Annotated in this window: 29 protein-coding genes and 1 pseudogene; 12 read left to right on the forward strand and 18 right to left on the reverse strand. The window is 69.7% G+C overall.

The window, feature by feature from the left end:
* The first annotated feature begins 26 nt into the window (after window positions 1–26).
* Window positions 27–371, forward strand: coding sequence for a hypothetical protein (locus Q8W71_RS00575; RefSeq protein ID WP_305523364.1), 345 nt, complete (start codon window positions 27–29; stop codon window positions 369–371).
* A gap of 208 nt (window positions 372–579) precedes the next feature.
* On the opposite strand, the gene Q8W71_RS00580 is transcribed toward Q8W71_RS00575, so the two are convergent.
* The 12 genes from Q8W71_RS00580 to Q8W71_RS00635 form a co-directional block, all read right to left on the reverse strand.
* On the reverse strand, window positions 580–1,461 hold the full coding sequence (locus tag Q8W71_RS00580; protein ID WP_305523365.1) for a phage antirepressor: 882 nt from the start codon (window positions 1,459–1,461) through the stop codon (window positions 580–582).
* 148 nt (window positions 1,462–1,609) lie between these two features.
* Window positions 1,610–1,834, reverse strand: a complete 225-nt coding sequence (locus Q8W71_RS00585; RefSeq protein ID WP_305523366.1) for a hypothetical protein — start codon at window positions 1,832–1,834, stop codon at window positions 1,610–1,612.
* Window positions 1,821–2,015 (reverse strand): hypothetical protein, encoded by a 195-nt coding sequence (locus Q8W71_RS00590; protein WP_305523367.1) that lies wholly within the window; start codon window positions 2,013–2,015, stop codon window positions 1,821–1,823. Before Q8W71_RS00590 ends, Q8W71_RS00585 begins: the two co-directional genes overlap by 14 nt.
* On the reverse strand, window positions 2,012–2,362 hold the full coding sequence (locus tag Q8W71_RS00595) for a hypothetical protein (protein WP_305523368.1): 351 nt from the start codon (window positions 2,360–2,362) through the stop codon (window positions 2,012–2,014). Before Q8W71_RS00595 ends, Q8W71_RS00590 begins: the two co-directional genes overlap by 4 nt.
* Window positions 2,363–2,469: 107 nt before the next feature.
* Window positions 2,470–2,643, reverse strand: a complete 174-nt coding sequence (locus tag Q8W71_RS00600; protein WP_305523369.1) for a hypothetical protein — start codon at window positions 2,641–2,643, stop codon at window positions 2,470–2,472.
* Entirely contained in the window at window positions 2,640–2,876 is a 237-nt protein-coding gene (locus Q8W71_RS00605; RefSeq protein ID WP_305523370.1) for a hypothetical protein, read from the reverse strand. Before Q8W71_RS00605 ends, Q8W71_RS00600 begins: the two co-directional genes overlap by 4 nt.
* The gene (locus Q8W71_RS00610; RefSeq protein ID WP_305523371.1) at window positions 2,873–3,253 is read right to left on the reverse strand and encodes a hypothetical protein; all 381 of its coding nucleotides are present in this window, start codon (window positions 3,251–3,253) and stop codon (window positions 2,873–2,875) included. The genes Q8W71_RS00605 and Q8W71_RS00610 overlap by 4 nt, the downstream gene beginning before the upstream one ends.
* 1 nt (window position 3,254) lies before the next feature.
* Window positions 3,255–3,749: a hypothetical protein gene (locus Q8W71_RS00615; protein WP_305523372.1), complete on the reverse strand. Its 495-nt coding sequence runs from the start codon at window positions 3,747–3,749 to the stop codon at window positions 3,255–3,257.
* 2 nt (window positions 3,750–3,751) lie between these two features.
* Window positions 3,752–3,991, reverse strand: a complete 240-nt coding sequence (locus tag Q8W71_RS00620; RefSeq protein ID WP_305523373.1) for a hypothetical protein — start codon at window positions 3,989–3,991, stop codon at window positions 3,752–3,754.
* Entirely contained in the window at window positions 3,991–4,269 is a 279-nt protein-coding gene (locus Q8W71_RS00625; RefSeq protein WP_305523374.1) for a hypothetical protein, read from the reverse strand. Before Q8W71_RS00625 ends, Q8W71_RS00620 begins: the two co-directional genes overlap by 1 nt.
* 2 nt (window positions 4,270–4,271) lie before the next feature.
* On the reverse strand, window positions 4,272–4,736 hold the full coding sequence (locus Q8W71_RS00630; RefSeq protein WP_370875312.1) for a lysozyme: 465 nt from the start codon (window positions 4,734–4,736) through the stop codon (window positions 4,272–4,274).
* Window positions 4,737–5,212: 476 nt separating this feature from the next.
* Complete coding sequence (locus tag Q8W71_RS00635) at window positions 5,213–5,440, reverse strand: hypothetical protein (protein ID WP_305523376.1); 228 nt, start codon at window positions 5,438–5,440, stop codon at window positions 5,213–5,215.
* Window positions 5,441–5,954: 514 nt separating this feature from the next.
* Here Q8W71_RS00635 and Q8W71_RS00640 point away from each other — a divergent pair.
* Entirely contained in the window at window positions 5,955–7,724 is a 1,770-nt protein-coding gene (locus Q8W71_RS00640; RefSeq protein ID WP_305523377.1) for a hypothetical protein, read from the forward strand.
* A gap of 463 nt (window positions 7,725–8,187) precedes the next feature.
* On the opposite strand, the gene Q8W71_RS00645 is transcribed toward Q8W71_RS00640, so the two are convergent.
* From Q8W71_RS00645 to arsH, 4 genes are all read right to left on the reverse strand, one after another.
* Complete coding sequence (locus tag Q8W71_RS00645) at window positions 8,188–9,966, reverse strand: ABC-three component system protein (RefSeq protein ID WP_305523378.1); 1,779 nt, start codon at window positions 9,964–9,966, stop codon at window positions 8,188–8,190.
* On the reverse strand, window positions 9,963–10,217 hold the full coding sequence (locus tag Q8W71_RS00650) for an ABC-three component system middle component 6 (protein ID WP_305523379.1): 255 nt from the start codon (window positions 10,215–10,217) through the stop codon (window positions 9,963–9,965). Before Q8W71_RS00650 ends, Q8W71_RS00645 begins: the two co-directional genes overlap by 4 nt.
* The gene (locus tag Q8W71_RS00655) at window positions 10,214–11,158 is read right to left on the reverse strand and encodes an ABC-three component system protein (protein ID WP_305523380.1); all 945 of its coding nucleotides are present in this window, start codon (window positions 11,156–11,158) and stop codon (window positions 10,214–10,216) included. Before Q8W71_RS00655 ends, Q8W71_RS00650 begins: the two co-directional genes overlap by 4 nt.
* Window positions 11,159–11,465: 307 nt before the next feature.
* Window positions 11,466–12,212 (reverse strand): arsenical resistance protein ArsH, encoded by a 747-nt coding sequence (arsH, locus tag Q8W71_RS00660; protein WP_305523381.1) that lies wholly within the window; start codon window positions 12,210–12,212, stop codon window positions 11,466–11,468.
* A gap of 50 nt (window positions 12,213–12,262) precedes the next feature.
* On the opposite strand from arsH, the gene Q8W71_RS00665 reads away from it, so the two are divergent.
* From Q8W71_RS00665 to Q8W71_RS00685, 5 genes are read left to right on the forward strand one after another with little or no spacing between them, the layout of a single operon-like run.
* Complete coding sequence (locus Q8W71_RS00665; protein WP_305523382.1) at window positions 12,263–12,622, forward strand: ArsR/SmtB family transcription factor; 360 nt, start codon at window positions 12,263–12,265, stop codon at window positions 12,620–12,622.
* Window positions 12,615–13,142, forward strand: coding sequence for an arsenate reductase ArsC (locus Q8W71_RS00670; RefSeq protein WP_305523383.1), 528 nt, complete (start codon window positions 12,615–12,617; stop codon window positions 13,140–13,142). Before Q8W71_RS00665 ends, Q8W71_RS00670 begins: the two co-directional genes overlap by 8 nt.
* Window positions 13,142–13,567: an arsenate reductase (glutaredoxin) gene (gene arsC / locus Q8W71_RS00675; RefSeq protein WP_305523384.1), complete on the forward strand. Its 426-nt coding sequence runs from the start codon at window positions 13,142–13,144 to the stop codon at window positions 13,565–13,567. Before Q8W71_RS00670 ends, arsC begins: the two co-directional genes overlap by 1 nt.
* Window positions 13,568–13,574: 7 nt before the next feature.
* On the forward strand, window positions 13,575–14,642 hold the full coding sequence (arsB, locus tag Q8W71_RS00680) for an ACR3 family arsenite efflux transporter (protein WP_305523385.1): 1,068 nt from the start codon (window positions 13,575–13,577) through the stop codon (window positions 14,640–14,642).
* Window positions 14,632–15,834, forward strand: coding sequence for an MFS transporter (locus Q8W71_RS00685; protein WP_305523386.1), 1,203 nt, complete (start codon window positions 14,632–14,634; stop codon window positions 15,832–15,834). Before arsB ends, Q8W71_RS00685 begins: the two co-directional genes overlap by 11 nt.
* Window positions 15,835–15,895: 61 nt before the next feature.
* On the opposite strand, the gene Q8W71_RS00690 is transcribed toward Q8W71_RS00685, so the two are convergent.
* Window positions 15,896–16,135 carry a hypothetical protein gene (locus Q8W71_RS00690; protein ID WP_305523387.1) on the reverse strand — a complete coding sequence of 80 codons (240 nt, stop codon included), beginning with the start codon at window positions 16,133–16,135 and terminating at the stop codon, window positions 15,896–15,898.
* 146 nt (window positions 16,136–16,281) lie between these two features.
* Between Q8W71_RS00690 and Q8W71_RS00695 the strand changes: the two genes are divergently transcribed.
* The 5 genes and pseudogenes from Q8W71_RS00695 (at window position 16,282) to Q8W71_RS00715 (ending at window position 21,718) form a co-directional block, all read left to right on the forward strand.
* A complete protein-coding gene (locus tag Q8W71_RS00695; RefSeq protein WP_305523388.1) occupies window positions 16,282–16,683 on the forward strand; it encodes a hypothetical protein in 402 nt (133 codons plus the stop codon).
* A gap of 81 nt (window positions 16,684–16,764) precedes the next feature.
* Entirely contained in the window at window positions 16,765–17,175 is a 411-nt protein-coding gene (locus Q8W71_RS00700) for a FixH family protein (RefSeq protein WP_305523389.1), read from the forward strand.
* Window positions 17,172–18,689, forward strand: coding sequence for an efflux RND transporter periplasmic adaptor subunit (locus Q8W71_RS00705; RefSeq protein ID WP_305523390.1), 1,518 nt, complete (start codon window positions 17,172–17,174; stop codon window positions 18,687–18,689). The genes Q8W71_RS00700 and Q8W71_RS00705 overlap by 4 nt, the downstream gene beginning before the upstream one ends.
* Window positions 18,686–20,698, forward strand: a pseudogene (locus tag Q8W71_RS00710) (efflux RND transporter permease subunit); the annotation flags it as partial. The gene Q8W71_RS00705 and the pseudogene Q8W71_RS00710, both read left to right, overlap by 4 nt.
* Window positions 20,699–20,917: 219 nt before the next feature.
* Window positions 20,918–21,718, forward strand: a complete 801-nt coding sequence (locus Q8W71_RS00715; protein WP_305523391.1) for a hypothetical protein — start codon at window positions 20,918–20,920, stop codon at window positions 21,716–21,718.
* Between the two features lie 10 nt (window positions 21,719–21,728).
* On the opposite strand, the gene Q8W71_RS00720 is transcribed toward Q8W71_RS00715, so the two are convergent.
* Window positions 21,729–23,219, reverse strand: coding sequence for a PAS domain S-box protein (locus Q8W71_RS00720; protein ID WP_305523392.1), 1,491 nt, complete (start codon window positions 23,217–23,219; stop codon window positions 21,729–21,731).
* Window positions 23,220–23,297: the final 78 nt, after the last annotated feature.

The raw sequence follows: 23,297 nt of genomic DNA on the forward strand, positions 1-23,297 counted from the left end.
ACGCTGTCGCAACCCCGGAGCCCGCCATGCGCCTCGCCGCCGACGACCCGACAGTAGACGAACCCGAGCTCTCGGCCGAGGAGCATGCGGCTGCCGAGGCCGCCCGGCGCCGCCGCGACATCGGGGAGGTCATCGCCCGCTGTCGGGCGGCCCGGCGCATGCCGGTGCGGCGCATGTCCGTCGAGGCTGGCGTCCCCGAGCGCGCCATCCGCGACCTGGAAGCCGGGCGCGAAGTCGACCTCGGGGATGCCGTGCTGGTGGCGGAGGCGCTCGGCCTCGACCTGATGACGGCCCTGCGCCGCGCCGCCGAGGCGCCCCCGCCGGCCCCGGCCGAGCTCGACGACGAGGCGCTGCCGGCGCCCGGGGACTGACCGTGGATCGGACGCTCGCGGTGACGCTGGTGCTGTGCGCGGCCGGGCTGGCCGTCGCCTGGTGGGCCGCGCCCCGGGAGCCCCGGCCGACGCCGGCTGCGCCCGTTCTCGCAACGTCTGCCCCAAACGCGGAACGGCCCGAGCCCCTCTCGGGAACCGGGCCGTAGCGGTAGCGAACCTGAATTCGCTACGCATTCCCTGCATCGGGTCAGAAGCCGGGGAGCAGGGCCTGCGGGGGCTGCTGCGGGGGGCGGACGCCGAGGGCCTTGGCGTAGTGGACGATGCCCTTGCCGGTGACCTTGGTCGTCGGCCTGGGCTTGCCGCCGAACGGCTCCCATCGGACGGTGAACAGGCCCTGGTCGATGAGGCGTTGCTTGGCCACGTTACCCTTGTTGAGCTCGAACACGTCGCCGCGGTCCTTGAGCCAGGCGATGAACTTGTTCGGCCCTTGCCCGAGGGCCTTCCCGGCGGCCTGAAGGCCCCAGGTCCCGTCGCTGTCCGCGAGGGCCTCGACGAACTCGACAGCCGGCCGGGCAGCCTCGACGGCGGCCTCGGTCACCGCGAGCTTCGCCGCCATCTCCTGCGTCACCTGGATGAGCTGCAGGGCGATGACCGATAGCTGACCCGGGTCCCGGACATCGATGACCATCGGGGCGGGCTGCGGCGCGGCGGGCACGACGTGGGTCCCCGTCTGGCGAACGGACGGGAGGACGGTATCGGTGACCCAACGCCTGAAGCGGTAGGCGATGGAGCCCGGTTCCATCGCCTTCCGGGACCGGAGCACGACCGTGTACATGCCGCCCTCGGTGACGACGGCCCGGGCGCGGGCACCTTTACTTGAGCTAAGGGTGCGGAACTCGTCGTCGTCGAGCATGACCGTACCCTTCTCGTCTTCGTCGAGGGGGCGCAGGGCGGCGGTCACGTTGTCGAGGTCGAGCGCGCGGCAGAGGTCGCGGGCGACGAAGAGGGCGTTGCCGCCGCGGTTGACGACGCGGACGGGCTTGCCGTCGAAACTGAAGGTGGATGTGGCCTCGCCCAGGGTGACGGCGGGCAGGGTCGACGTGGTAGAAAGGGAAACGGCCTGATTCACGGTGCACTCCGTGGTCGGGTTCAGGCCCCGCGGAGCGTTGGACGCGCTCCCGGGGCCGCCTCGCCGGCGGCGGGGTGCCCCTTACCCTACCGATTCGGGTTGCAAGCCGCCACAGGCCCTCGGGGCGCCGGTTGAGGTGGACGCCCTTTCAGGCCTCCCGGGACGCCCCGTGGGCCTGCCCGGCATCCTGCCCGAGCTCGGGGAACAGCGCGTCGACGGCGAGCACCGCGAACACCGCGAGGTAGGCGCTTCCCGCCTCGCTTGCCGGATTTCCGGCAAGGACGCCCCGAGCCGCCCGCAGCGCGTCCCGGGCGAACAGCTTGGCCTCCTCGACCGGCGTCAGGACCCGGCGGCAGGGGTCAGCCTCGGCCACAGTCGGCCTCCGCGGCGTCGAGGGCTCGCACCGCCCGGTCGAGGGCGGCCTGCAGGGTGTCGGGGAGATCGCGCTCGGCCGGGAGGTCGAGGAACCAGCGCCTCGACCGGACAAGCTCCCGGGCGGCGTCGACGACGGCCCGCGCGGCCGGGGTGACGACGTCGGGGACGTAGGCCCTCACGCCGCCCTCGGGGCGCGCAGGGCGGCCGCATCCCGCTCCCAGCCGATGCCCTGAATGGTTACCCCGTCCCGAGGCGTTGCGGGCCGGCCGCGGCGGGCAACCACGTAGGCGTCGCGCTCATCCAAGGCGAGCAGGTAGCCGGGGGCGCCGGCGCCGGGGTGATCCATCGAAGCGAACCAGCCGGACACGCGCGCGACGGCCTCGGCCGGAATGGTTCGGGCGAGCGCCCCGGGCAGGAACGCGGCGACGTCGGGCGCCAGGTCCTCGATGCGGGCGAACTCAGAAGCGCGCTCGACGCGGGCCAGCGTGCAGATGGCGTAGGGGACGGGGGTGCCGATGGCGCGCACGGGGGGGGCTCCGGAGGCGTTGGGTCAGGCCGCCCGAGGGGGCCAGCGGGGCGGGTCGTATAGGCAGGCTCCGATCAGGAACCCGACGATGAAGGCGACGGTAATGCTCACGGGTGCCTCCGGCGATGGCGGGCGGCCTCCCGGGCGGCTCCGGCGACGTCGCCCCGGGCGGGGGCCGCGGCGACGGGTTCGCCCCGGAGCGCCCGATGGACGTCGGACGTGACGAGGGGCGTCGGCGCGGCCGCGAGGCAGTACAGGGCGACGAGGGCGACCGGGGTCATTGGCCAGGCCTCGCGATGGACCGGACCGCGCCGAGCTTGCCGTAGCAGTCGCCATGAGCCGCCCGCAGGTCGGTGACGTGGACTGCGACGTCGCGCTGGGTGCCGCCGCGGCGCCAGGCCGGCGCGCCCTGGCAGGTCAGGAGCTCGTCCGGGATCTCGGCGAGGGAGCCGCCGCGGCTTTGGCAGCCGCCGAGGGCGAGTGCTAACAGGGCGACGACGAGGATCGGCTTCATCGTCCGGCCTCCAGGGCGTCGCGAAGAACCGGTGCGACGGGACCGTCGTCGGACGCCGGGGCCCGTCGGATGCGTTCATGGGCGGTCGCCGCCGCGCGGGTCCGCTTGGCGCTGGCCTGGTGCTCGCGCTGCAAGGTCTCGACGACGCGACCGCGGACCTCGGCGAGCTCGCGGGCCTCGGCGAGGTCCCGGCGGGTCGAGGCGACCTCGTCCCGGAGCCGGGTGACGTAGGCGACGCCGGCGAGGATCACCGCCACCAGGGCGACCGGGATGGCGAGCCGGGGCACGTAGACCGCGGCCAGGACGGCGCCCACCGCGGCGGCCAGCGCCGCAATTCCGGCAGGCGTCAGGGCCAGGGCGAGCGCCAAGTCGAGCACGTCAGAACGCCAGAGCCGGCAGGCCGCGCTGGACCCGGCGGAGGTTGACCTTCAGCATGATGTTCTCGCCCCGCATGGTGCCGAGCAACGTTTCTGAGGCGAGCCATCCCTTCGCCTTCACGATGTCATGGGCATCGCGGGCCTCCTGGAACGGGTCATCCTGACCCGTGGTCTCGCGGAACTTCCGGTCGGACATTTCCGACTGGTCACCGAGGGAAGGGTCCGTCTCGGTCGGGTACTGGCCCATCTCGACGCCCAGATCGCGCAGGGCTCGCGCGTTGAACTGGCAGCGCCTGACGAACCGCATGTCGAGGTGGTTCCGGATGGCATCCACCACGCCATGCTTGAGGTCCTCGGCAAGCTCCTTGCCGAACACGGTCAGGCCGGAGACGTCGATGACGTCGAGCGGCCGCTCGCGCAGCGCGCGGATGTTATCCTCGTTCTTCGTTAAGGTGGCCGCGAGGTGACCAGCTACCTTGGCGTCATGGATGTCCATGGTCAGTGAACCTCTCCGGCGCCGCGCGCCATGCGGGTGAGATCGGCCTTGAGCGCCTCGACACCGTGGGTCGAGAACTGGGTCGTCACGGGCGATTGACCGACGGTGATGGAGACGAGGTCCCGGCACGGGCAGGCCGGGGGCTGCGCCCGCGCGACGAGGACCTCGCGGGCGGCCTGTACCAGGACGCACCAGCTGATGAGGGCGCAGGCCGAGACGGCCAGGATCGCGAAGGTCGACATCAGGCGACCTTCCGCTTCCGGCCGAACAGCGCCTGCCCGGCGGCCCAGACGCGCCGCGCCGCCTGCCATACGGCCAGGGCGAACACGATCAGGCACGGCACCAGCAGGAGGGGCGACCCAGACACCACCATCACCGCCAGGAGCCAGATGGTGGCGGCGAGGGTAAGCGCCTTGAGCCGGTTGCGCCCGATCTCGGCGGCGAACGCAGGCCGGTCGGTGATGATGTCCCAGACCCACGAGAGGGCGAGCAGGAGCACGAAAAAGTCGAGCGGCTTCATGGTCAGATTCCCTTCAGGCAGAGGGCGCGTTCGTGCGTCCGGCGCCGGGTCAGGCCCGGCATCGTGACGCCGGCGGCGCGGTTGAACTTCAGCATCGCGTTGCAGGCGGCGCGGGTGTCGCCGGCGTTCCAGAGGCGCGCGACGCTCGACATGCAGAAGCCGCCCGAGCCGATGTTGTAGGAGAGGCTCAGGAAGGCGGCGTAGGTCTCGTCGGCCATCGGCCGGGTGACGCACGCCTCCAGCTTCAGGGCGTACCCCTCCAGGCTGCGGGCGAGCATCGCCTTGCACTCGGCCACCGTGTAGCGGTCGCCCGGCCGCACGCCGTCGGTCTCGCCGTAGCACACCGTCCAGGGTTCGCGTCCCGTCGCCGGGTCGGGGTAGGCCGTGGTCCGGAGGCCCTCGAACCCACCGACGAGGCCGGTGCAGAGAGCGGCCGCGGCGGCGGACCGCTTGAGCCGGGATCCCAGGCTTGGGGGTCGACCGGGACACGGCGACCGTTGCCGAATTTCCGGCAACCGCCCGGGGGGCGGCGTTGGCGGTGCCGATGGCGACCGCGACGCCGAGCTTGCGGAAGAAGCCGAGCATCAGGCGGCCTCCCCCGAAACCTCGGGCTGCGCGATCAGGCGCGCCCCGGCGGCGATGAGGTTCACGGCACCGTAGGCGACCGCGAACCAGACCGGATTGACCGGGGGGGCCGGCGAGGACCGACATGCCGATGCCCACCGCCGAGGCGACCGCGGCGACGGCGTTGAGCTGGAACGACCAGCTATGTCGGGCCACGGCCTTGGCGTTCTGGACGGGCTTGAGCTTGGGCTTGCGCACGGTCAGGACCTCCGGCGGTTTGAGCGGGGCGGCCGTGGCAGCCGGGGCGGTGATCCGTCACCGTCGTCGTCGTCCCGCCCGAACCGGCGCAGGATCTCGCCGTGGTCGTGGAGGGCGCGCGTCAGGTCGGTGCCCCGAGGCCGCCCACGATGCTAAGGCGCCGGCGGATGGCCGCGACGTTGACCCGGCGGGTCTGCAACGCCTTCACGGCCTCGGCGTCGTCGCCGTCGACCGCGATGCCCAGCGGCCGCTCGGCGTACCGGTGGACGGCATGGTCGGTGGCACGGGCGCGGACGCCGTCGGGATTACCGCGCTGGGCAGTGGTGACGGTCGCAGGGGATGGCTGCACGAGACGCTCCTTGTGCTCGGCGCGTCCCCCCGGTGCCGGTATTCGGCTAGCCGTCGGAGGCGATGTCGTAGGTGCGGCGGTCCCCGGGTGGGGGCTGGTGGGAGGGGCAGGATAACCGGCTCACACCTTGGCTAAAGCCAAGCCCCCATACCCCGTAACGTTCCGTGCACACTTCGAACCGTGTGCGCGAAACCATGCGCGCCTGACCAAGGACCGGATCGTGCGTCCTACCCGCCGAACTAACGAGGCACAAAGAGGCACCCTGCGCAGCCTTGACGTGCCCGGCGTATCCCTACCCGCCCAACCCCCATTTCGCCCGCCCAGCCCCATCCGCTGCCCGCTCTGACGCGCGCCAACCTCGCTCTCCACCCCAAACCGCGCGAAGCTCCAAACTAGTATTCGCATGTGTTGACGTGCAATTTGACGTATTCGAAGCTCCGTTCTAGCCTGTGTAGATCGACATCGGTCGTCGCGGACGTGCTGCCCCGCGATGCCCCACAGATGAGGATACGTCGTGACGCTTCCCAACATCGCCGGAGCCGCGCATGCGGCATCGTACGCACCTATGTTCGTGCTCCGCGCTCCCGAGTTCTGCTTCGAGCTCCAACCCCTCGACTACGCACGCCTCGTACACAAGCTCTGCCCCGGCGCCGTGATCTTCAGTGGTCGCTTCCCATCCGCGAAGGGCAAGAAGGCCGACGGCTCACCGGACATCATCTGGCAGGACCGGCGCTGGAGCCCTGGAGCCCTCGCCAACCGCCAGGTCGACCTCGCGCGGTTCAAGTTCATGAGCTTCGCGACCTGGCCCATCATGAAGGCCGGCGAGCGGCCCCTGAAAAAGACCTTAGAGAACGCGGTGTCCGTCACCGCTTTCTGGGTCGACATCGATTTCCACGACGTCGACGAATGGAAGAACGCCTCGCCGGTGACGGTCGTCGAGGCCGTCCGCAACATCTGCGCCGAACGCGGTTGGCCGCGCCCGTCCTACGCGACGCACTCGGGCCGCGGAGCCTTGGTCGTGTGGCTGTTCCAGCCCCAGGCCGCCCAACTCGTGATGGATCGGCACCGCGCGGTTCAGCAGGTGCTGCACGAGGAGTTCAGGGCCATGGGAAGCGACCCGTCCGCCCGGCCGCTCACCAAGGTCTTCCGGATGCCGAGGACCTACAATGAGAAATCTGGCGTCGCGGTCAGCATCGTCTATCCGGACCTGATCCGCGAGATCGAGCGCGTCGACTTCGACGAGATGTGCCGCACCGTCCTACCCTTCGCCCGCCGGACCAAGGCCCAACGCCAGGCTGACGCGGCCGAGGCCAAGGCCAAGCGGGAAGCGGCCCGTGAGGCCCTCGCCGCGCGCAAGCCTCGCGTAGGGCACTATGGGGCGCTCCTGACCGGCTCGACATTCTGGGACACGATCCGCGCCGATCTCGAACGCCTCTTCCTCCACCGGCACGGACGGAAGGGCATCGTCGACGGCAAGGCGCGCGGCGACTACGGGGCCGGCCGCCATACCTGGCTCCTGGCCATGACCTACGCGGCGGCGTGGGTACTCAGCCCCGACGAGCTCGACGCCTTCGTCCTTGATACCGCCGACCGCCTCGGCATCGACCGCGCCGAGGCGCCTGGCAAGGTCTGCTCCGTGACGTCTCGCGCCCGGGAGGCCGCCCGAGGGAAGCGGAAGACGTGGAAGGGCTTCGTCGTCGACCCGCGCTATAAGTGCAGCCCTGCGTCGTTCGTCGAGCTCCTCAACATCACGCCTATGGAGATGCGCCGGGCGAACCTGCGCATCCTGGTGGACGCGGCGCGCCGGGCCGAGAACGCCGTCGGGCGGGTCGTCGCCAGCCGGCGCGCCAAGGGCGTCAAGGCGCGCGACGCGCAGCAGGCCCATCGCCTGGAGGTCGGGAAGCAGGCGATGGAGATGGTGTCGGAGGGGATGACCGTGCAGGCCGTCGCCGAGCTCTACGGCGCGTCGAAGAGATGGCTCGACAACGCCCTGCGCGATGCGCGAGCGGTCGCTGGCATCACCGCCGCGCGTCCCGCCGGAAATCCGGCACCCGAGCCAATCGTCGTCGCCGATGTCGCCGACACCCTCGACATCCCCACCGAGCCCCCCGTTGTGCACGAAGTGTTACGGGATATTGGACCGCGTGAAGGTGGTGATGTTGTAGCTCGCCTCGACCTGACCTATTGTCGAGGCGTCACGACGAAGGGCAGCACTCTTCTAGGACCGACGCCCGCTGCGCGCCTACCGGCCCGGCGGGCGTTGCCTTGTCCGGTTCCCGCGTAGCCTGGAACGGGGCACGCCCTGCCGGGCACGAGCGCCCGCTTCCATGTCCAACTCGCCACCGACTTCATGCCTTAAATTGAGGCATGGCGTGAGCGGTTCGTCTCCACCGTCGGCGAAGCCAAGTACCGCTGTACCGCCGACTAGGCGGTCGACGAGGTTGCCAAGCGCACCGTCCTCGACATCCAAAAGGAGTTCTACAAGTACCTCCAGACGAATACGTCGTGGGCCGAGAGCGCGATTAAGTACAGGCGCCTAGCCGTGCGTTTCATAACGAAGGCTTCCTTGAAGATCGGCGTGATCGCCTGGCCGGAGGTGGCTGGTAAGTGGCGGGCCGCCCCGGTCCAAAGGTCCGATGCCGGGCAGCGGACGTTTCCGGGGCGCTTGAAGCGGCGCACAGTCGCGGCCTCGCGAACGATGCCGCAGCTCGCTGTCGAAAGGGCAAGGTCCCAGGCGCTGATTAGGCTCACTTGAGCTCGAAGCGGATGCCGAACAAGCCTCCTCCCTCGTCGTCGGACAGACGCGGGTCCAAGATGTCATCTGCGATCTCGACGTCCAGTCCGAGCAACGGGAGGGTCTCGGAGTTCAGGGTGACGATGTATTGCCCACCGAAGTCGCCGATGACGGTCTTGCCCAGGAGCAGGGCCGAGCGGACTTGCCGCGGATCGACACCGTCGAAGAGGTGGCTGTCGTGGACCACGAAGCCGGGGCCGCCGGCAAAGCGTTCCCGCGCCGCCTGATAGAGCATCAAGTCGAAGCAGAAGATCTCCATGTGGTCGATGCCGCCGCGGTTGCCGTCACCCTGGATGGTGATGCGGAACTCCGGTCCCTTGCTCGTCGCATCGACTATCAGGTTGCCCCGGCGGTCGTCGTAGAGCCCCGAGATCGCGGCATCGATTCGCCGCATGGCGACACGGAGGACATCCTCGCGCTGCCGGTGGTCGGCCTGAAGCCGCTCGTGGAGGGTCAGCCGCTCGATCTGCGCCTGGTTCTTCTTGCCTTCCAGGATCTCCGCGTTACGCAGCTTCTCCCGGAGCAGGGTGGCCTGCATTTCAAGGGTGGCGAGTTCCTCGCCCATCCGCGTGAAGTCGTCGAGCGCGCCCTTCCCGGCCAGGACCTGCATGATCTGCGATTGCCGGCCGTCGAGGACCTCCATCTCAGCTTCGAGCGCCGCGACCCTGGAATGGGTCTCCGCGACCTGCTCGGCCAGGTGCGCCTTGCGGTTCTCGACCACCGAGTGCTGGAACGACTTGACGTCGTCGAACCGGCGCAGGACGACGCCGGGCAGCTCGACGCCCGCCGACCTGTAGATCCGCTCCAGCACCGCGTATTCCGGGGGCCGCTCGACCTCGGAGACGCGCTGCAGGTGTTCGATGGTCTGCCGCGCCTGCACGAGCTCGTGTCCGATGGCCTTGATGCGACGGCGGGCGTCGGCGGCCTCGCGGGCGAAGGTACGATACTCCTCCAACACCTCGAAGTTCGCCGTCTGCTCGCGCAGGCGGGTCATCCTGTCCTCGATCCGGTTGAGCTCCGGCCGGATCTCGGCCACGGACCCGAACATCCGGCCGAACGCGCCCTCGCGGATGGCCTTCTTCAGCTCGCGTAGGCTCGCCTCGCGAAGCCGGAGCTCCTCGATGTCGCGCGGCACGCGCCAGTCGAGCCCGATGAGGTACGAGAGGTTGATCTGCCAGTCGCTGGGCTGCTGCTTGTCGCCGTGGCGCTCGGGCGACTGGAAGCCGCCGACCTTGTTGCGGCGGGCGAAGTAGCTGACCATCGAGCGGAAGCTCGGGCTGAACGACGCGCCAAACTTGGTGCCCTTGGGTTCCTGCGGGAGCCCGAACCAATAGTGGCCGAGTAGCTCCCGCCACCGCTTGACCGGCAGGTAGGGTCGGCTGGCCTTCTTGTCGTGCGACAGGTCGACGCCGAGGAGGGCGGCGGCGTCCGGGTCGAGCAGGATCTGGTTCGCGTTGTCCCCCCGACGGGAGACGGATACCTCGTGACCGCCTAGCCGGAACGTGCCGTGGAAGGCGTAGGCCGCCAGTTCACGGACCTGGAACATGGAGCCCTTACCGGCATCCGAGCCCAGCAGGAAGTGGATGACCTCGATGGCGCTGGTCTTCCCCGCGCTGTTGCGGGTCTGCCTCTCGGTCGAGTCCTCGGTCCTGTCCGCCACGAGGACGTTGAGCCCCTCGTGGAAGGTGAGCGCCTTGAAGCTCGGGAGGTCGCTGGAGATGCCGAGGATCATCGCAGCCCACCGCATGGGGCGATGAGCCCCCCTTCGACGAGCTCGATGGCGGAGACCGCATTCAGGAAGCAGAGCGCCAGGACGAACCAGTCGAACGACAGTGGCGAGGCGTCAGGTCGCCGGGAGCGGGCCGCGCGGACCGCGTCCCAGATGGCGGAGACGCTGCTCGGGCCATCGAGCACGGCCAGGATGTCGGCCCCGACGCCGATCAGCGCCCGGTCGTGGCGCAGGTGCTTGGCCGGCAGGATCACGCGGCCACCTCGATGGGCGGCCGGTCCTTGAAGACCGTGCAGGCGTCGAAGAGGTAGGCCAGGAGGCTCCAGGCGGCGACGTCGCGCTCCTGTGTCGGGTTCCCGGTCCCGACGATGCCGTCGTACAGCCCGAGCATGACCTCGTTGGAGGTGAGGTCCTGCAGGTCGAGGTCCTTGTAGCGGCGGCGGAACTCGTTCGCGAGGGTGATGCCGAGGAGCGGGTTCGGGTCGTTGAGGATGTGAGCCCGGACGATGTCCGCGTTCGTCTGCCCCATCGCGATCTTGCGGGCCACGGCCCCGGTGATGGCGTTGTAGCGCAGCTTGTCCCGGGGCACCGACGCGGCATCGTCGTCCTCCGGCAGGTCGTCCGAGATGGCCTTCACGACGGCATGCAGGACGGCCACGACCTCGGGCGGCTGAAGGTTCTCGAAATCGGCCAGCGTCGCGGCACGCCCGATGAGGCGGACGACATCGGGCTCCTCAAGGGCGAAGATCACCTTCTTGAAGCTCATCTTCCCGAAGAGGTGCAGCTGGTGCTGCGGGTTCGCCAACCGCAGCTCCTCGATCTTGGCCAGGGGTTCCGCGGTGGGGCCGTCCACGAAGTTGTGGACCATGTGCCAGCGGGTCATCCGCGTCCAATGGCGCGCAGCCCCCCGGTAGTCGGTCTCCATCTTCTTCGTGAGGGTCTTGTTGACCGCCTTGCGGTTCTCCCCACCCTTCGCCGCCCCGTAGCACTGGAACACCTCTGCCGTGGTGTGCAGGAACCCGTCGCACTTGCGGTCGCCGGCGCGTCCGGAGGCAGCCACGCGCTCGAACTCCTCGCCGTGACGCATCTCCATCATCGTCGCGAAAAAATTCTCGAACTCCTCGCCGTGGGTCCGGTAGAGCTTCAGTTCGAGGGCGTCGTGCCAGTCGCCTTGCTTGTCTGCGGGGATAGGCATGTGCCGGCGGTGCTTCTGGCTGATGGAATCGCGCTAACGCGCAATGGGAAGCCTAGCAGCACTCCGAGCAACCGACACCTGGCGCAGCCCTGTCGGTAACAGGCGAGTTGGCGCACGTTCGCGGGCCAGCTCGCAGGCACCGACAGGCTGCGGGCCTGGGGTTTTTGGACCGGGACGTCACCGGCGGCCAGTCACTCCGCTTGGTGCAGAGCCTCGTACTTCCGCCGACCCCCGCCGCGATCCTGCTCCTCTCGCCCGCGAGGTTCTGGCGGCACGAGGAAGCACCACGGTGCCCCATCGGCGATGCCTACCGTTTGGCGAAGCCGATATCGTCGGCGACGGCCTTCAGGCGCTCTGGTTCGCGTTCCTTGCGCTCGGAGTAGCGGTCGACGAGGTAATCGGCCCGCCCGCGGGTCAGGAGGGTGAACTTCATCAGCTCCTCGCAGACGTCCACGACCCGGTCGTAGAGCGGCCCTGGCCTCATGCGGCCCGCGTCGTCGAACTCCTTGTAGGCCATCGGCACCGACGACTGGTTCGGGATCGTCACCATCCGCATCCAGCGCCCCAGCACCCGCAGGCTGTTCACGGCGTTGAAGCTCTGCGATCCGCCCGAGACCTGCATGACGGCCAGGGTGCGGCCCTGGGTCGGGCGAACCGAGCCCTCGCTGAGGGGCAGCCAGTCGACCTGGCTCTTCATCACCCCGGTCAGATTGCCGTGCCGCTCGGGGCTGACCCAGACCTGTCCCTCCGACCAGATCGAGAGCTGCCGTAGCTCCTGCACCTTCGGATGGTCGGCGGTGGCGTCGTCCGGCAGCGGCAGCCCGTCCGCGTGGAAGATGCGGACCTCGCCGCCCATCGCCTCCAGCAATCGCGCCGCCTCGTAGGCCAGGAAGCGGCTGAAAGACCGCGCCCGGAGCGACCCGTAGAGAACGAGGAACCGAGGCGCATGGTCGAGCGGCGTCGGAGCCGCCATCCGCTCCTCGGTCGGCACCTCGAAATGCACCTCGGAGAGGTTCGGCATCCCGTCGGCGAACGGCTGCTGGGGCTTGTCCAAGGCGCTTCTTTTATCTACGTTTCAACGAGAGTTGATATATAGGTCATTCGATGGACGAGCGGCAAGCCCTCGCGGCCTTCGCGGCCCTCGGCCAGGAGCACCGGCTCCGGGTCGTGCGCGCTCTGGTCACCGCCGGCCCGGACGGGCTCGCCGCCGGCGTCCTCGCCGAGACGGTGAAAGTCGCCGGCAACAACCTGTCCTTCCACCTGAAGGAGCTCTCGCACGCCGGGCTGATCACCTCCCGGCGCGAGGGAAAGTCGGTCATCTACAGCGCCGCCTACGGCGGCCTGTCCGACCTCGTCCAGTTCCTCATGCGCGACTGCTGCCAGGGCCACCCGGAGGTCTGTGCCCCGGCCGTCGCCGCGCTCGCCGCCTGCGACTGCACCACCGGGGACACCCTCCATGCCTGAGCCCGCCTACAACGTCCTATTTCTCTGCACCGGCAACTCGGCCCGCTCGATCCTGGCCGAGGCCATGCTAAACAAGGAGGGCGGCGGTCGCTTCCGCGCCTTCTCCGCCGGCAGCCGACCCAAGGGCGAGCCGCACCCGATGGCGCTGCAGGTCCTGCGGGAGAGCGACTACCCGACCGAGGGCCTGCGCTCGAAGTCGTGGGAAGAGTTCGCCGGTCCCGACGCCCCCGTCATGGATTTCGTCTTCACCGTCTGCGACAACGCCGCCGGCGAGGCGTGCCCGTACTGGCCGGGCCAGCCGGTGACGGCCCACTGGGGCATCGAGGACCCCGCCGCGGCGGAGAGCTCGGAGATGGAGCGCAAGCGCGCCTTCGTCACCGCCCAGCGCTACCTCAAGAATCGGATCGCGGCCTTCGTCGCCCTGCCGCTCGGCAGCCTCGACCAGGTCGCCCTGTCGTCGAAGGTCCGCGAGATCGGCCAGATGGCCGGCGCGACCTCGGCCCGCCCGGAGGTCGCGTGATGGACGTCGTCATCTACCACAACCCCGCCTGCGGCACGTCCCGCAACACCCTGGCGATGATCCGCAATGCCGGCATCGAGGCGCACGTGGTCGAGTACCTGAAGTCGCCGCCGAACCGGGCGCTTCTCAAGCAACTGCTCGCCCGCGCAGGCCTCTCGGTGCGGGACGCCCTGCGCGAGAAGGGTACCCCCTACGCCGAGCTCGGCCTCGGCGACCCGGCGCTGGGCGACGAGCAGCTCCTCGACGCGGTCGAGGCGCACCCGGTCCTGCTGAACCGCCCGCTCGTGGTCAGCCCGAAGGGCGTGCGCCTGTGCCGGCCCTCCGAGGCGGTGCTCGACCTCCTCCCGGACCAGCAGGGGGAGTTCGTGAAGGAGGACGGCGAGCGCGTCGTCGACGAGCGCGGCCGCCGCGTCGCCACCGCCTGAGGACACTATGAGCACCTTCGAACGCTACCTGACCCTCTGGGTCGCCCTCTGCATCGTGGCCGGCATCGCGCTCGGCCACGTCATGCCGGGCTTCTTCCACGCCGTCGGCAACGCCGAGGTCGCCAAGGTGAACCTGCCGGTCGCCGTCCTGATCTGGCTCATGGTCATCCCCATGCTGCTCAAGATCGACTTCGCCTCGCTGCGCCACGTCGGGCGGCACTGGCGCGGCATCGGCGTGACGCTGTTCATCAACTGGGCGGTGAAGCCGTTCTCGATGGCCGCGCTCGGCTGGTTGTTCATCGGCACCCTGTTTCGGCCCTACCTGCCGGCCGACCAAGTCGACAGCTACATCGCCGGGCTCATCATCCTGGCGGCGGCGCCCTGCACCGCCATGGTGTTCGTCTGGTCGAACCTGACGAAGGGCGAGCCGCACTTCACCCTAAGCCAGGTGGCTCTCAACGACACCATCATGGTGGTGGCCTTCGCGCCCATCGTCGGCCTGCTGCTGGGCCTGTCGGCCATCACCGTGCCCTGGGGCACGCTGGTGCTGTCGGTCGTGCTCTACATCGTCATCCCGGTGATCATCGCCCAGGTCGTGCGCCGCGCCCTCCTCGCCTCGGGCGGGCAGGCGGCGCTGGACCGGCTCCTCGCCAGGCTGGGGCCGGCCTCGCTCGTGGCGCTTCTCGCGACCCTGGTGCTGCTGTTCGGCTTCCAGGGCGAGCAGATCCTGGCGCAGCCGGCGGTGATCGGCCTGCTCGCGGTCCCCATCCTCATCCAGGTCTACCTGAACTCGGGGTTGGCCTACCTCCTGAACCGCGTCGCGGGCGAGCAGCACTGCGTCGCCGGCCCGTCGGCGCTGATCGGCGCCTCGAACTTCTTCGAGCTGGCGGTCGCGGCAGCGATCAGCCTGTTCGGCTTCAACTCGGGCGCGGCGCTCGCCACCGTGGTCGGCGTGCTCATCGAGGTGCCGGTCATGCTGTCGGTCGTGTGGATCGTGAACCGCAGCCAAGGCTGGTACGAGCGCGGCGCGGCGGGCAAGGGAGCGGCCCTGAAGCCTGCCTCCCGTGAGGTCTGAGGCCCGCGGCCGCCTCGCCGTCATCTCGGCCCTGGGCGTGGTGGAGATCCTCGCCTGGGGCTCGTCGTTCTACCTGCCGGCGGTGCTCGCCGGTCCCATCGCCGTCGACACCGGCTGGCCGCTAGCCTGGGTGGTCAGCGGCCTGTCCGTCGGGCTCCTGGTCGCGGCCATCGCCTCGCCCCGCGTGGGAATCGCCATCCACCGGCACGGGGGACGCCCGGTCCTGGCGCTGGCCGCCCTGCTGCTGGCGGCCGGCCACGTCGTGATCGGGCTGGCGCCGAACCTGCCCTTGTTCCTGTCCGGCTGGCTGGTCATCGGGCTCGGCATGGGCTGCGGCCTCTACGACCCCGCCTTCGCGACCCTCGGCCGGCTCTACGGCGCCGAGGCGCGCCCGGCCATCACCACGCTGACCCTCTGGGGCGGTTTCGCCAGCACCGTCTGCTGGCCGCTCTCGGCCTTCCTCGTCGAGCAGGTCGGCTGGCGCCACGCCTGCCTTGCCTATGCCGGGCTGCACCTCGTCGTGACCCTGCCACTGGTATTGAGCCTGATCCCGAAGGCGCCTGCCCGGAAGCCCGCAAGAGGTGAGGAACACCACGCGGACGTTCCGTTGACGCCTCGCGAGCGCCGAGCCTACCGGCTGATCGCCGGCGTGCTCGTACTGGGCGGCACCGTTATGACGCTGGTCTCGGTGCACCTCATCGCCCTGCTGCAGGCCCGTGGCGTCGCGCTGGCCGCGGCCGTCTCCTACGGCGCGCTGATCGGGCCGGCCCAGGTCGGGGCCCGCATCGTCGAGATGGCGAACAAGGGCCGGCACCACCCGCTATGGACCCTGACCGTGGCCATGGCGCTGGTTGTCGTAGGGCTCGCCATCCTGGCGGCGGGCGTGCCGACGGTCGGCCTTGCCCTGGTGCTCTACGGGGCGGGCAACGGGATCTACTCCATTGCCCGGGGCACGGTGCCGCTCGCCCTTTTCGGGCCGGCGCGCTACCCAGTGCTCGTGGGACGCTTGGCGCGACCTGGTCTCGCCGCACAGGCGCTGGCCCCCTCGCTCGGGGCGGTGGCGCTCACTTACGGCGGCGCCGACGCCGCCTACGGCCTGCTGGTGGCGCTCGCGCTGGCGAACCTCGGCCTGGCGATAGCCTTGTGGGGGGCGCGGCCGGACGTCGTCGAGGGAAGCTGCGCCGTTCGCTGAACGGAGGCTGCGTGCAGGCTTCAGAACCGGTTCAACGCGACTTGCCCAGTCTGGAGACATCTCAACCGAGGAGGGTCGTCCCATGAAGCTTCGCATTGCAGGTCTGGTTGCGGCTGCCCTGGTGCTGCTCCCTGGCGCCGCCTCCGCGCAGTGGTACGAGCGCGGGCCGCGCCATCATCACCATCACCACTGGGATCACCATCATCACCATGGCTACGGCCACCGCCACGGCTACGAGCGGCATCACCATCACGGCTATGACCGCCCTGTCCAATTCGACCGAGGCCACCACCATCACCATCACGGGTACTGACGGCCGCGTTCGACCGCCGGGACCATCCGACGGGGTCCCGGCGGTAGTGTGCACTTGACCTTCCCACGGCGGGAAGGGGCATCCTGAAGTCCATCGACCTTCCGCGCGACCCGGAAAACTGGCATCGTCGATTCGTGACGTTCTGGCTCGCCCTCCGGCGGCTGCTCCCGCTCCTGGCGGTTCTCAGCCTCGCCCTGACGCCGGTGACCGCCTCCGCGGCCGCTGCGGGCATGCATGCCTCCATGACGGCTCAGGCCCACGGTTCGCACGGGGCGATGCCGGCCATGGACCATGCCGGCATGGACATGGCCGGGATGGACATGGACGACATGCCCTGTTGCCCACCGGAGAAGCCCGATTGCGCCAAGGCCGGTTGCCCGCTGCTGGCGCTCTGCCTCGCCAGCGTCGCCTCGCTCGTGCCGGCCGCGGTCCCCGTCCCGGCGCCGGTCGCGACGCGGACGAGCCGTGCGTGGCCCGACGCGACCTCCTTCGCCAGCCTGCACGGGCCCCCGCTACCCGAGCCTCCCCGAGCCTGAACCCGATGCCGCCGGCGCCCGCGCCGGCACGGTGACGCGCGCCCGCGCGTGGCCTTCCATCGCGTTCAGGAGAAGACACCCGTGACCAAGAACCCCTTCGCGCGCGCCGTGCCGGCCGCGCTGCTCGGCGCCGTCCTGTCGGCGTCGGCGATGACCGTCCCCGCCCTGGCGGACGTCAAGGACTACCGCTTCGAACTCGTGCAGCAGGAGGCGAAGGTCGGCGAGGCCGTCATCGCCGTCCGGCTCGTCGACCGGCGGAGCGGCAAGCCGGTGACCGACGCCGTGGTCTTCGCCAAGCGCCTCGACATGGCCCCCGACGCCATGGAGGAGATGGCCACCAAGGTCGAGCAGGTCCCCTCGACCGAGCCCGGCGTCTACCGCTTCAAGGCCAAGCTCTCGATGCAGGGCCGCTGGCGCCTGTCGCTGGCCGCCAAGGTCCAAGGCGAGACCGGCACGGTCGAGGACAAGCTGGTCCTACAGGCCGCGAAGTGACCCGCCCGGCATGGTTCGCCGGCACCCTCGCCGCGCTCGCGGCGGGGGTCCTCGGCTATTGGGCCGGACGGCAGGATGGTCCCGTCCCGGCGCTCGTCGAGCGGGCGAGGTCCGAGTACGTGCCGGCGCTGGTCGAGCAGGCCCGGCACGGCGTCGCCCGCTTGCTGCCCGCCGCGCAGGCGCCGGCCCCTTCCAAGCCCGCGTCCGGACCGGTGGTCTACTACCGGGACCCGGACGGGAAGCCCGTCTACTCGGCGTCCCCGATGGTGACGGCGGACGGACGGGAGTTCCGGGCCGTCCGCGTCAGCGAGGACGTGCGCTTCGACGACGGGGACGGCGAGGCCATGCCCGCGGACATGGCCGGGCACGACGCGGAGCCGGGCGAGGCGGCCAAGCCCGGCGGCGACGCCCGGCGCGTCCTCTACTACCGGAACCCGATGGGCCTGGCCGACACCTCGCCGGTGCCCAAGAAGGACTCGATGGGGATGGACTATATCCCCGTCCACGCGGGCGAGGACGAGGCCGGCGTCGTGACCGTCTCCCCCGGAAAGGTCCAGCGAACCGGCGTGCGGACCGAGGTCGCGGAGCGCCGCGTCCTGTCGGTGCCGGTGCGGGCGCCGGGCAGCGTCGAGGAGGACGAGCGCCGCATCTCCGTCATCGCCATGCGCACGGACGCCTTCATCGAGAAGGTCGAGCCGGTCACCACGGGCGACCACGTCCGCAAGGGCCAGCCGCTGCTGCGCCTATTCGCACCCGAGATCAACGCGGTCGCGGCCCAGTACCTCACCTCCATCGGCTACGAGGGCGGCCGCCGGCGTCTGGAGAACCTCGCCATCCCGCCGGAAGTCATCGACGAGATCGAGCGCACCCATAAGGTGCCACCCTCCATCACGTGGTCCGCGCCCCGGGACGGCGTCGTGGTCGAGCGCAACGTCTCGGACGGGATGAAGGCCAAGTCCGGCGACGTCCTTTTCCGCATCGCCGACCACACCCGCGTCTGGGTGCTGGCCGACGTGACCGAGCGCGACCTCGCCGGGGTGGCGGAGGGTCAGAAGGCTACGGTCCGGGCGCGGGCCTTCCCGGACCGGATCTTCGCCGGGACGGTGACCCGGATCTACCCGCACCTCAACATGGAGACCCGCACCGCCCGGCTGCGCATCGAGTTGCCCAACCCCGACGGCGCACTGCGCCCGTCGATGTACGCGGACGTCGAGATCGCGACGGGCGACGCCAAGCCGATGTTGGCGGTGCCCGACGACGCGGTCATCGACACCGGCGAGCGCCAGGTCGTGCTGCTCGACCGCGGCGAGGGACGCTTCGAGCCCAAGGCGGTGAAGGTCGGCCTGCGCGGCCGGGGCTACGTCGAGATCCGCGAGGGCGTGACCCCCGGCGACCGGGTGGTCACGGCGGCAAATTTCCTGATCGACGCCGAGAGCAACCTGAAGGCGGCGCTGCAGTCCCTGGCCGCCCCGAAGGACGACCGGCAGGCGGCGAGCGCGGGAGGCACGCCGTGATCGCGCGTCTTATCGGCTGGTCGGCCCGCAACCTCGTGCTGGTGCTGGTCGGGACCGTGTTCGCGGTGGCGACCGGCGTCCTGGCGCTACGGACCCTGCCGCTCGATGCCATCCCCGACCTCTCGGACGTCCAGGCCATTGTCTACACCGAGTATCCAGGCCAAAATCCGACGACCGTCGAGGACGTCGTGACATTCCCCCTCACGACCGCGATGTTGACGGTGCCGAAGGCGAAGGTCGTTCGGGGCTTCTCCTTTTTCGGGGTGTCCTTCGTCTACGTGATCTTCGAGGACGGCACCGACCCCTACTGGGCCAGGTCGCGCGTGCTTGAGTTCCTCAGCGGAGCCGCGAGCCGGTTGCCCACCGGGGTGACGCCGACCCTCGGGCCCGACGCGACGGGGGTGGGCTGGGTCTACCAGTACGTGGTCGTCGCCAAGGAACGGACGCTCGCCGAGCTCCGGTCGCTGCAGGACTGGGTGATCCGCTTCGGCGCCTCGCGGGCCGAGGGCGTGGCCGAGGTCGCGGGCGTCGGCGGCTTCGTGAAGCAGTACAACGTCGTCGTCGACCCGAACCGCCTGCGCGCCCAGGGCATCCCCCTGTCCAAGCTCCGGGACGCGATCCGGTCGAGCAACGCCGACGTCGGCGGCCGCACGGTCGAGCTCTCCGAGTTCGAGTTCATGGTGCGCGGTCGGGGCTACATCCGTAGCGTCGCCGACATCGAGAACGTCGTGTTGAAGACCTCCGGCGGCACGCCGCTGCGGGTGCGGGACGTCGCCAGGGTCGAGCTCGGGCCGGACGAGCGCCGCGGCATCACCGAGATGAACGGCGAGGGCGAGGTCGCCGGCGGCATCGTCCTGCAGCGCTTCGGCGCCAACGCGCTCAACGTCATCGAGGGCGTGAAGGCGAAGCTCGCCGAGGTCGCGAAAAGCCTGCCGGCGGGCACCGAGATCCTGCCGGTCTACGACCGCTCGCACCTCATCGACGCGGCCATCGACACCCTGCGGGGGACGCTGGTCGAGGAAAGCGTCGTCGTCTCCCTGGTCTGCGTCGTCTTCCTGCTGCACGTGCGCAGCGCGCTGGTCGCCATCCTGATGCTGCCGGTCGGCATCCTGATGGCCTTCGCCGGCATGAGGGCGCTCGGAATCGGCGCCAACATCATGAGCCTGGGCGGCATCGCCATCGCGGTCGGCGCCATGGTCGACGCCGCCATCGTGATGATCGAGAACGCCCACAAGCACCTGGAGCGGGCGCCGCCGGAGAAACCCCAGGTCGAGGTCCTCGTCGAGGCCGCCGCGGAGGTCGGGCCGTCCCTGTTCTTCTCGCTCCTCGTCATCACGGTGAGCTTCCTGCCGATCTTCACCCTGGAGAGCCAGGAGGGACGGCTGTTCGGGCCGCTCGCCTTCACCAAGACCTTCGCCATGGCCGCGGCGGCGCTGCTGTCGGTGACGCTGGTCCCGGCCCTCATGGTGCTGTTCGTGCGCGGGCGCATCGTCCCGGAGCACCGCAACCCGCTCAACCGCCTGCTCATCTGGCTGTACCGGCCACTCATTGCCGGCGTGCTTCGGGCCCGGCTCCTCACCATCCTGCTCGCCGTGGGCGTGCTGGCGGCGACCGCCTGGCCCGCCCGGCAACTCGGCTCGGAGTTCATGCCGGAACTCGACGAGGGCACGCTGCTCTACATGCCGACCACTCTTCCGGGCATCTCGGTGACCAAGGCCGGCGAGCTCCTTGCCACCCAGGACCGCATCCTCAAGTCGTCGTTCCCGGAGGTCGCCTCAGTCTACGGCAAAGCCGGGCGCGCCAACACGGCCACCGACGCCGCGCCGATGGAGATGTTCGAGACGGTCATCACCCTGAAGCCGAAGGCGGAGTGGCGCCCCGGCGTGACGCTCGCGAGCCTCAAGGCCGAGATGGACAAGGCCCTGCAGTTCCCTGGCGTGTCGAATGCCTGGACGCAGCCGATCCGCGCGCGCATCGACATGCTCTCGACCGGCATCCGCACGCCGGTGTGCAAAGCGAACGTGAAATTGGCGTAGGGCGAGCGAGCCTGACGAGGAAACGAAGGCATATGTGGCGCAGGGTACCCGGCGGTCGTCGGCGCCCCAGTGCCCGCCCAGGTGCTAACCGCACCCTGTGCGGTGCGCCCGATGCGGCAGCGTGACACCCTGGTAGACGGCTTGTTCATCGGGTCGGGTCCAGGATGGGCGCCACCCGACGAGCCGCCCGCGATGAACGACCAAACCCTCATCGACACCCTGGCCGACAAGCTCGTCGCGAAGGGCGAGCTGGTCTCGTACTCATCGATCCAGGCGGCACTCCAAACGCACAACTCGAAGCCGGGCGAGGACGAGGGCAAAGGTGCCTCGTACCGGGACCTGAAGACTCTGATCAGCAACTGGCGCGAACGACGCCGATACAAGGGGCATCTCGCGGCGCTCAAAATGCCGGAGAAGATGGAGAAGGCGCTCGCAGTCTTCGCCGCCCGCGCGATGAGGGCCGCCGAAGACTTGGCCGCGGCCAAGCTGGAAGCGGCGCCGGCGACGCCGGATGCCCTGGCCGTCATGGCCCAGATGGAGAGGCTTGTCGGTCGGCTTGAGGAGCAGATGGCGGGGCTCGCCGCGGAGAACCGCTCCTTGCGCGAGGAGATCGCCGCGTTGCGGCCGGCGCCGGCGGTGGTCGCCGAGGCCACCGCTCCGGGTCCGCCCAGGCCGGAGGAGGGGGGCAGGAAGCGGGGTGTCCCCGCGGCCACCTCACGCTTTTTCTGGGACCGGGTGGTGCGGGAGCTATGCGTCGAGATCAGGCACAAAGGCCCCCTGACGCTTGAGCAAATGTTCGCAGCCATCGATGCCGACACGAGAGCCTTGGCGGCGCGCTCGTTCCAGAAGATCGACGCCGAGAAGCTGGAAGAGAAGCTGGATTACCGGGTCAAGAATCCCGATCACTGCCTCTGCAGGCTGCCGGACAATCGCTACGATCTGATCAAGGGCAAGCTACCGAAAAGGCCGGCACGCGAGCAGCCGGCGGCGTGACCGCTGCCGATCAGATTTCGAACTCGACCTCGGGAACGACGGCGAGCCGTTCGGGTAACGGCGCCTCCAGCGAGAACCGCACGCCTGCCGGTCGGTAGTCGATCCCGGCCTTTCCGCCCATCTCGGCCGCGAGCGCCCGCTCGATCAGCTTTGAGCCGAACCCGCCCCGCGTCGGAGGGGTGACGGTCGGGCCCCCCGACTCCTCCCAGGACAATCTTAGCAGGGCAGGCCCTGAGCGGACCGCCACCTCCCAAGTCAGCTCGACGCGGCCGCCGTCTACCGAAAGGGCGCCGTACTTCACCGCGTTCGTCGCGAGTTCGTGCAGCGCCATGGTCAGCGCCAACGCCAGGCGCGGAGGCAGCCATACCTCCGGGCCGTCGATCAGGAATCGCCCGCTCCCGCCCCCGAACGCGCCCAGGGCGTTCTCGGCCACCTCGCCGAGCGGTGCCCCCGCCCAGCTTTCCCGGGTCAGCATGTCGTGCGCGGTCGAGAGGGACTGCAGCCGGGCGTCGAGCGTCCGGTACGCCTCGTCGAGGGAGGAGGCGCCGCGCAGGGTCTGGTGTGCGATGGACTGCATCGTCGCCATCGTGTTCTTGACCCGGTGCTTGAGCTCCTCGGCCAGCAGCGCCCGATGCTCCTCCAGCCGCTTGCGCTCGGTGATGTCGAGGGAGACGCACACCATGCTGAGCGGCGTGCCGTCGACCGCATAGAAGGGCTGGCCACGCACCTCGACCCAGCGCACCTCGCCGGTAGGCATATTCACCCGGTACTCGATCTCGTAGTCCGCCTTGTCCGCAACGGAGGCGGCCAGGGTCGCCTTCATGCGCTCGATGTCGTCCGGGTGGATCATCGCGAGCAGGTCGGCATACTGAAAATCCTCTTCGGCCCGCCGCCCGAAGATCGCCTTGCAACCGTCCGAGGCGACCGTATAGCCGCTCTGCAGGTCGACGGTGCAGGTGCCCATCCGCCCTGCTTTGAGGACGAACCTCAGCCGTTGCTCGCTGTCGCTCAGCGCGGCGGTGCGGCGCTCGAAGGCAGCCTCCAGCGCGTCCCGGTCCCGCTGCAGGCGGACCAAGCGCTCGCGCTCCATGGTCACGTCGAACTGGGACGCGAAAAAGTACATGAGGTCGCCGTCTCGGTCGAACACCGGCGAGACCAGCAGCCGGTTCCAGAACCTCTCCCCGTCCTTCTTGTAGTTTACGAGGTCGATCTCGATGGCCTCCCGCCGCGCGATGGCTGCGCCGACTTTCGCGACGTCGGCCATGTCGGTGTCCGGACCCTGAAGGAACCGGCAGTTCCTCCCGATGATCTCGTCGCGGGAATACCCTGTCAGCCTTGAGAACGCGGCGTTGACGAAGACGATGGGGTTGTCGTGCTGGTGCGGATCAGTGATCAGCATCGGCATCCGCGTCGCCCGGACGGCGGATACGAACGGGTCGTTGCTCGCGTCAGTGCGCGAGAACTCCGTCTCGAAGCGATTGCGTTCCTTGAGGTCCGTCACGTCTCTGTCGCCTTCCTTGCGACCGCGGCTGTGCGAGCCCGCCAGCTGATAAGGCGTGACCATAACATGGGTGAAGGT

It is taken from the genome of Methylobacterium amylolyticum, from assembly GCF_030700245.1.
Taxonomy (GTDB): Bacteria; Pseudomonadota; Alphaproteobacteria; order Rhizobiales; family Beijerinckiaceae; genus Methylobacterium.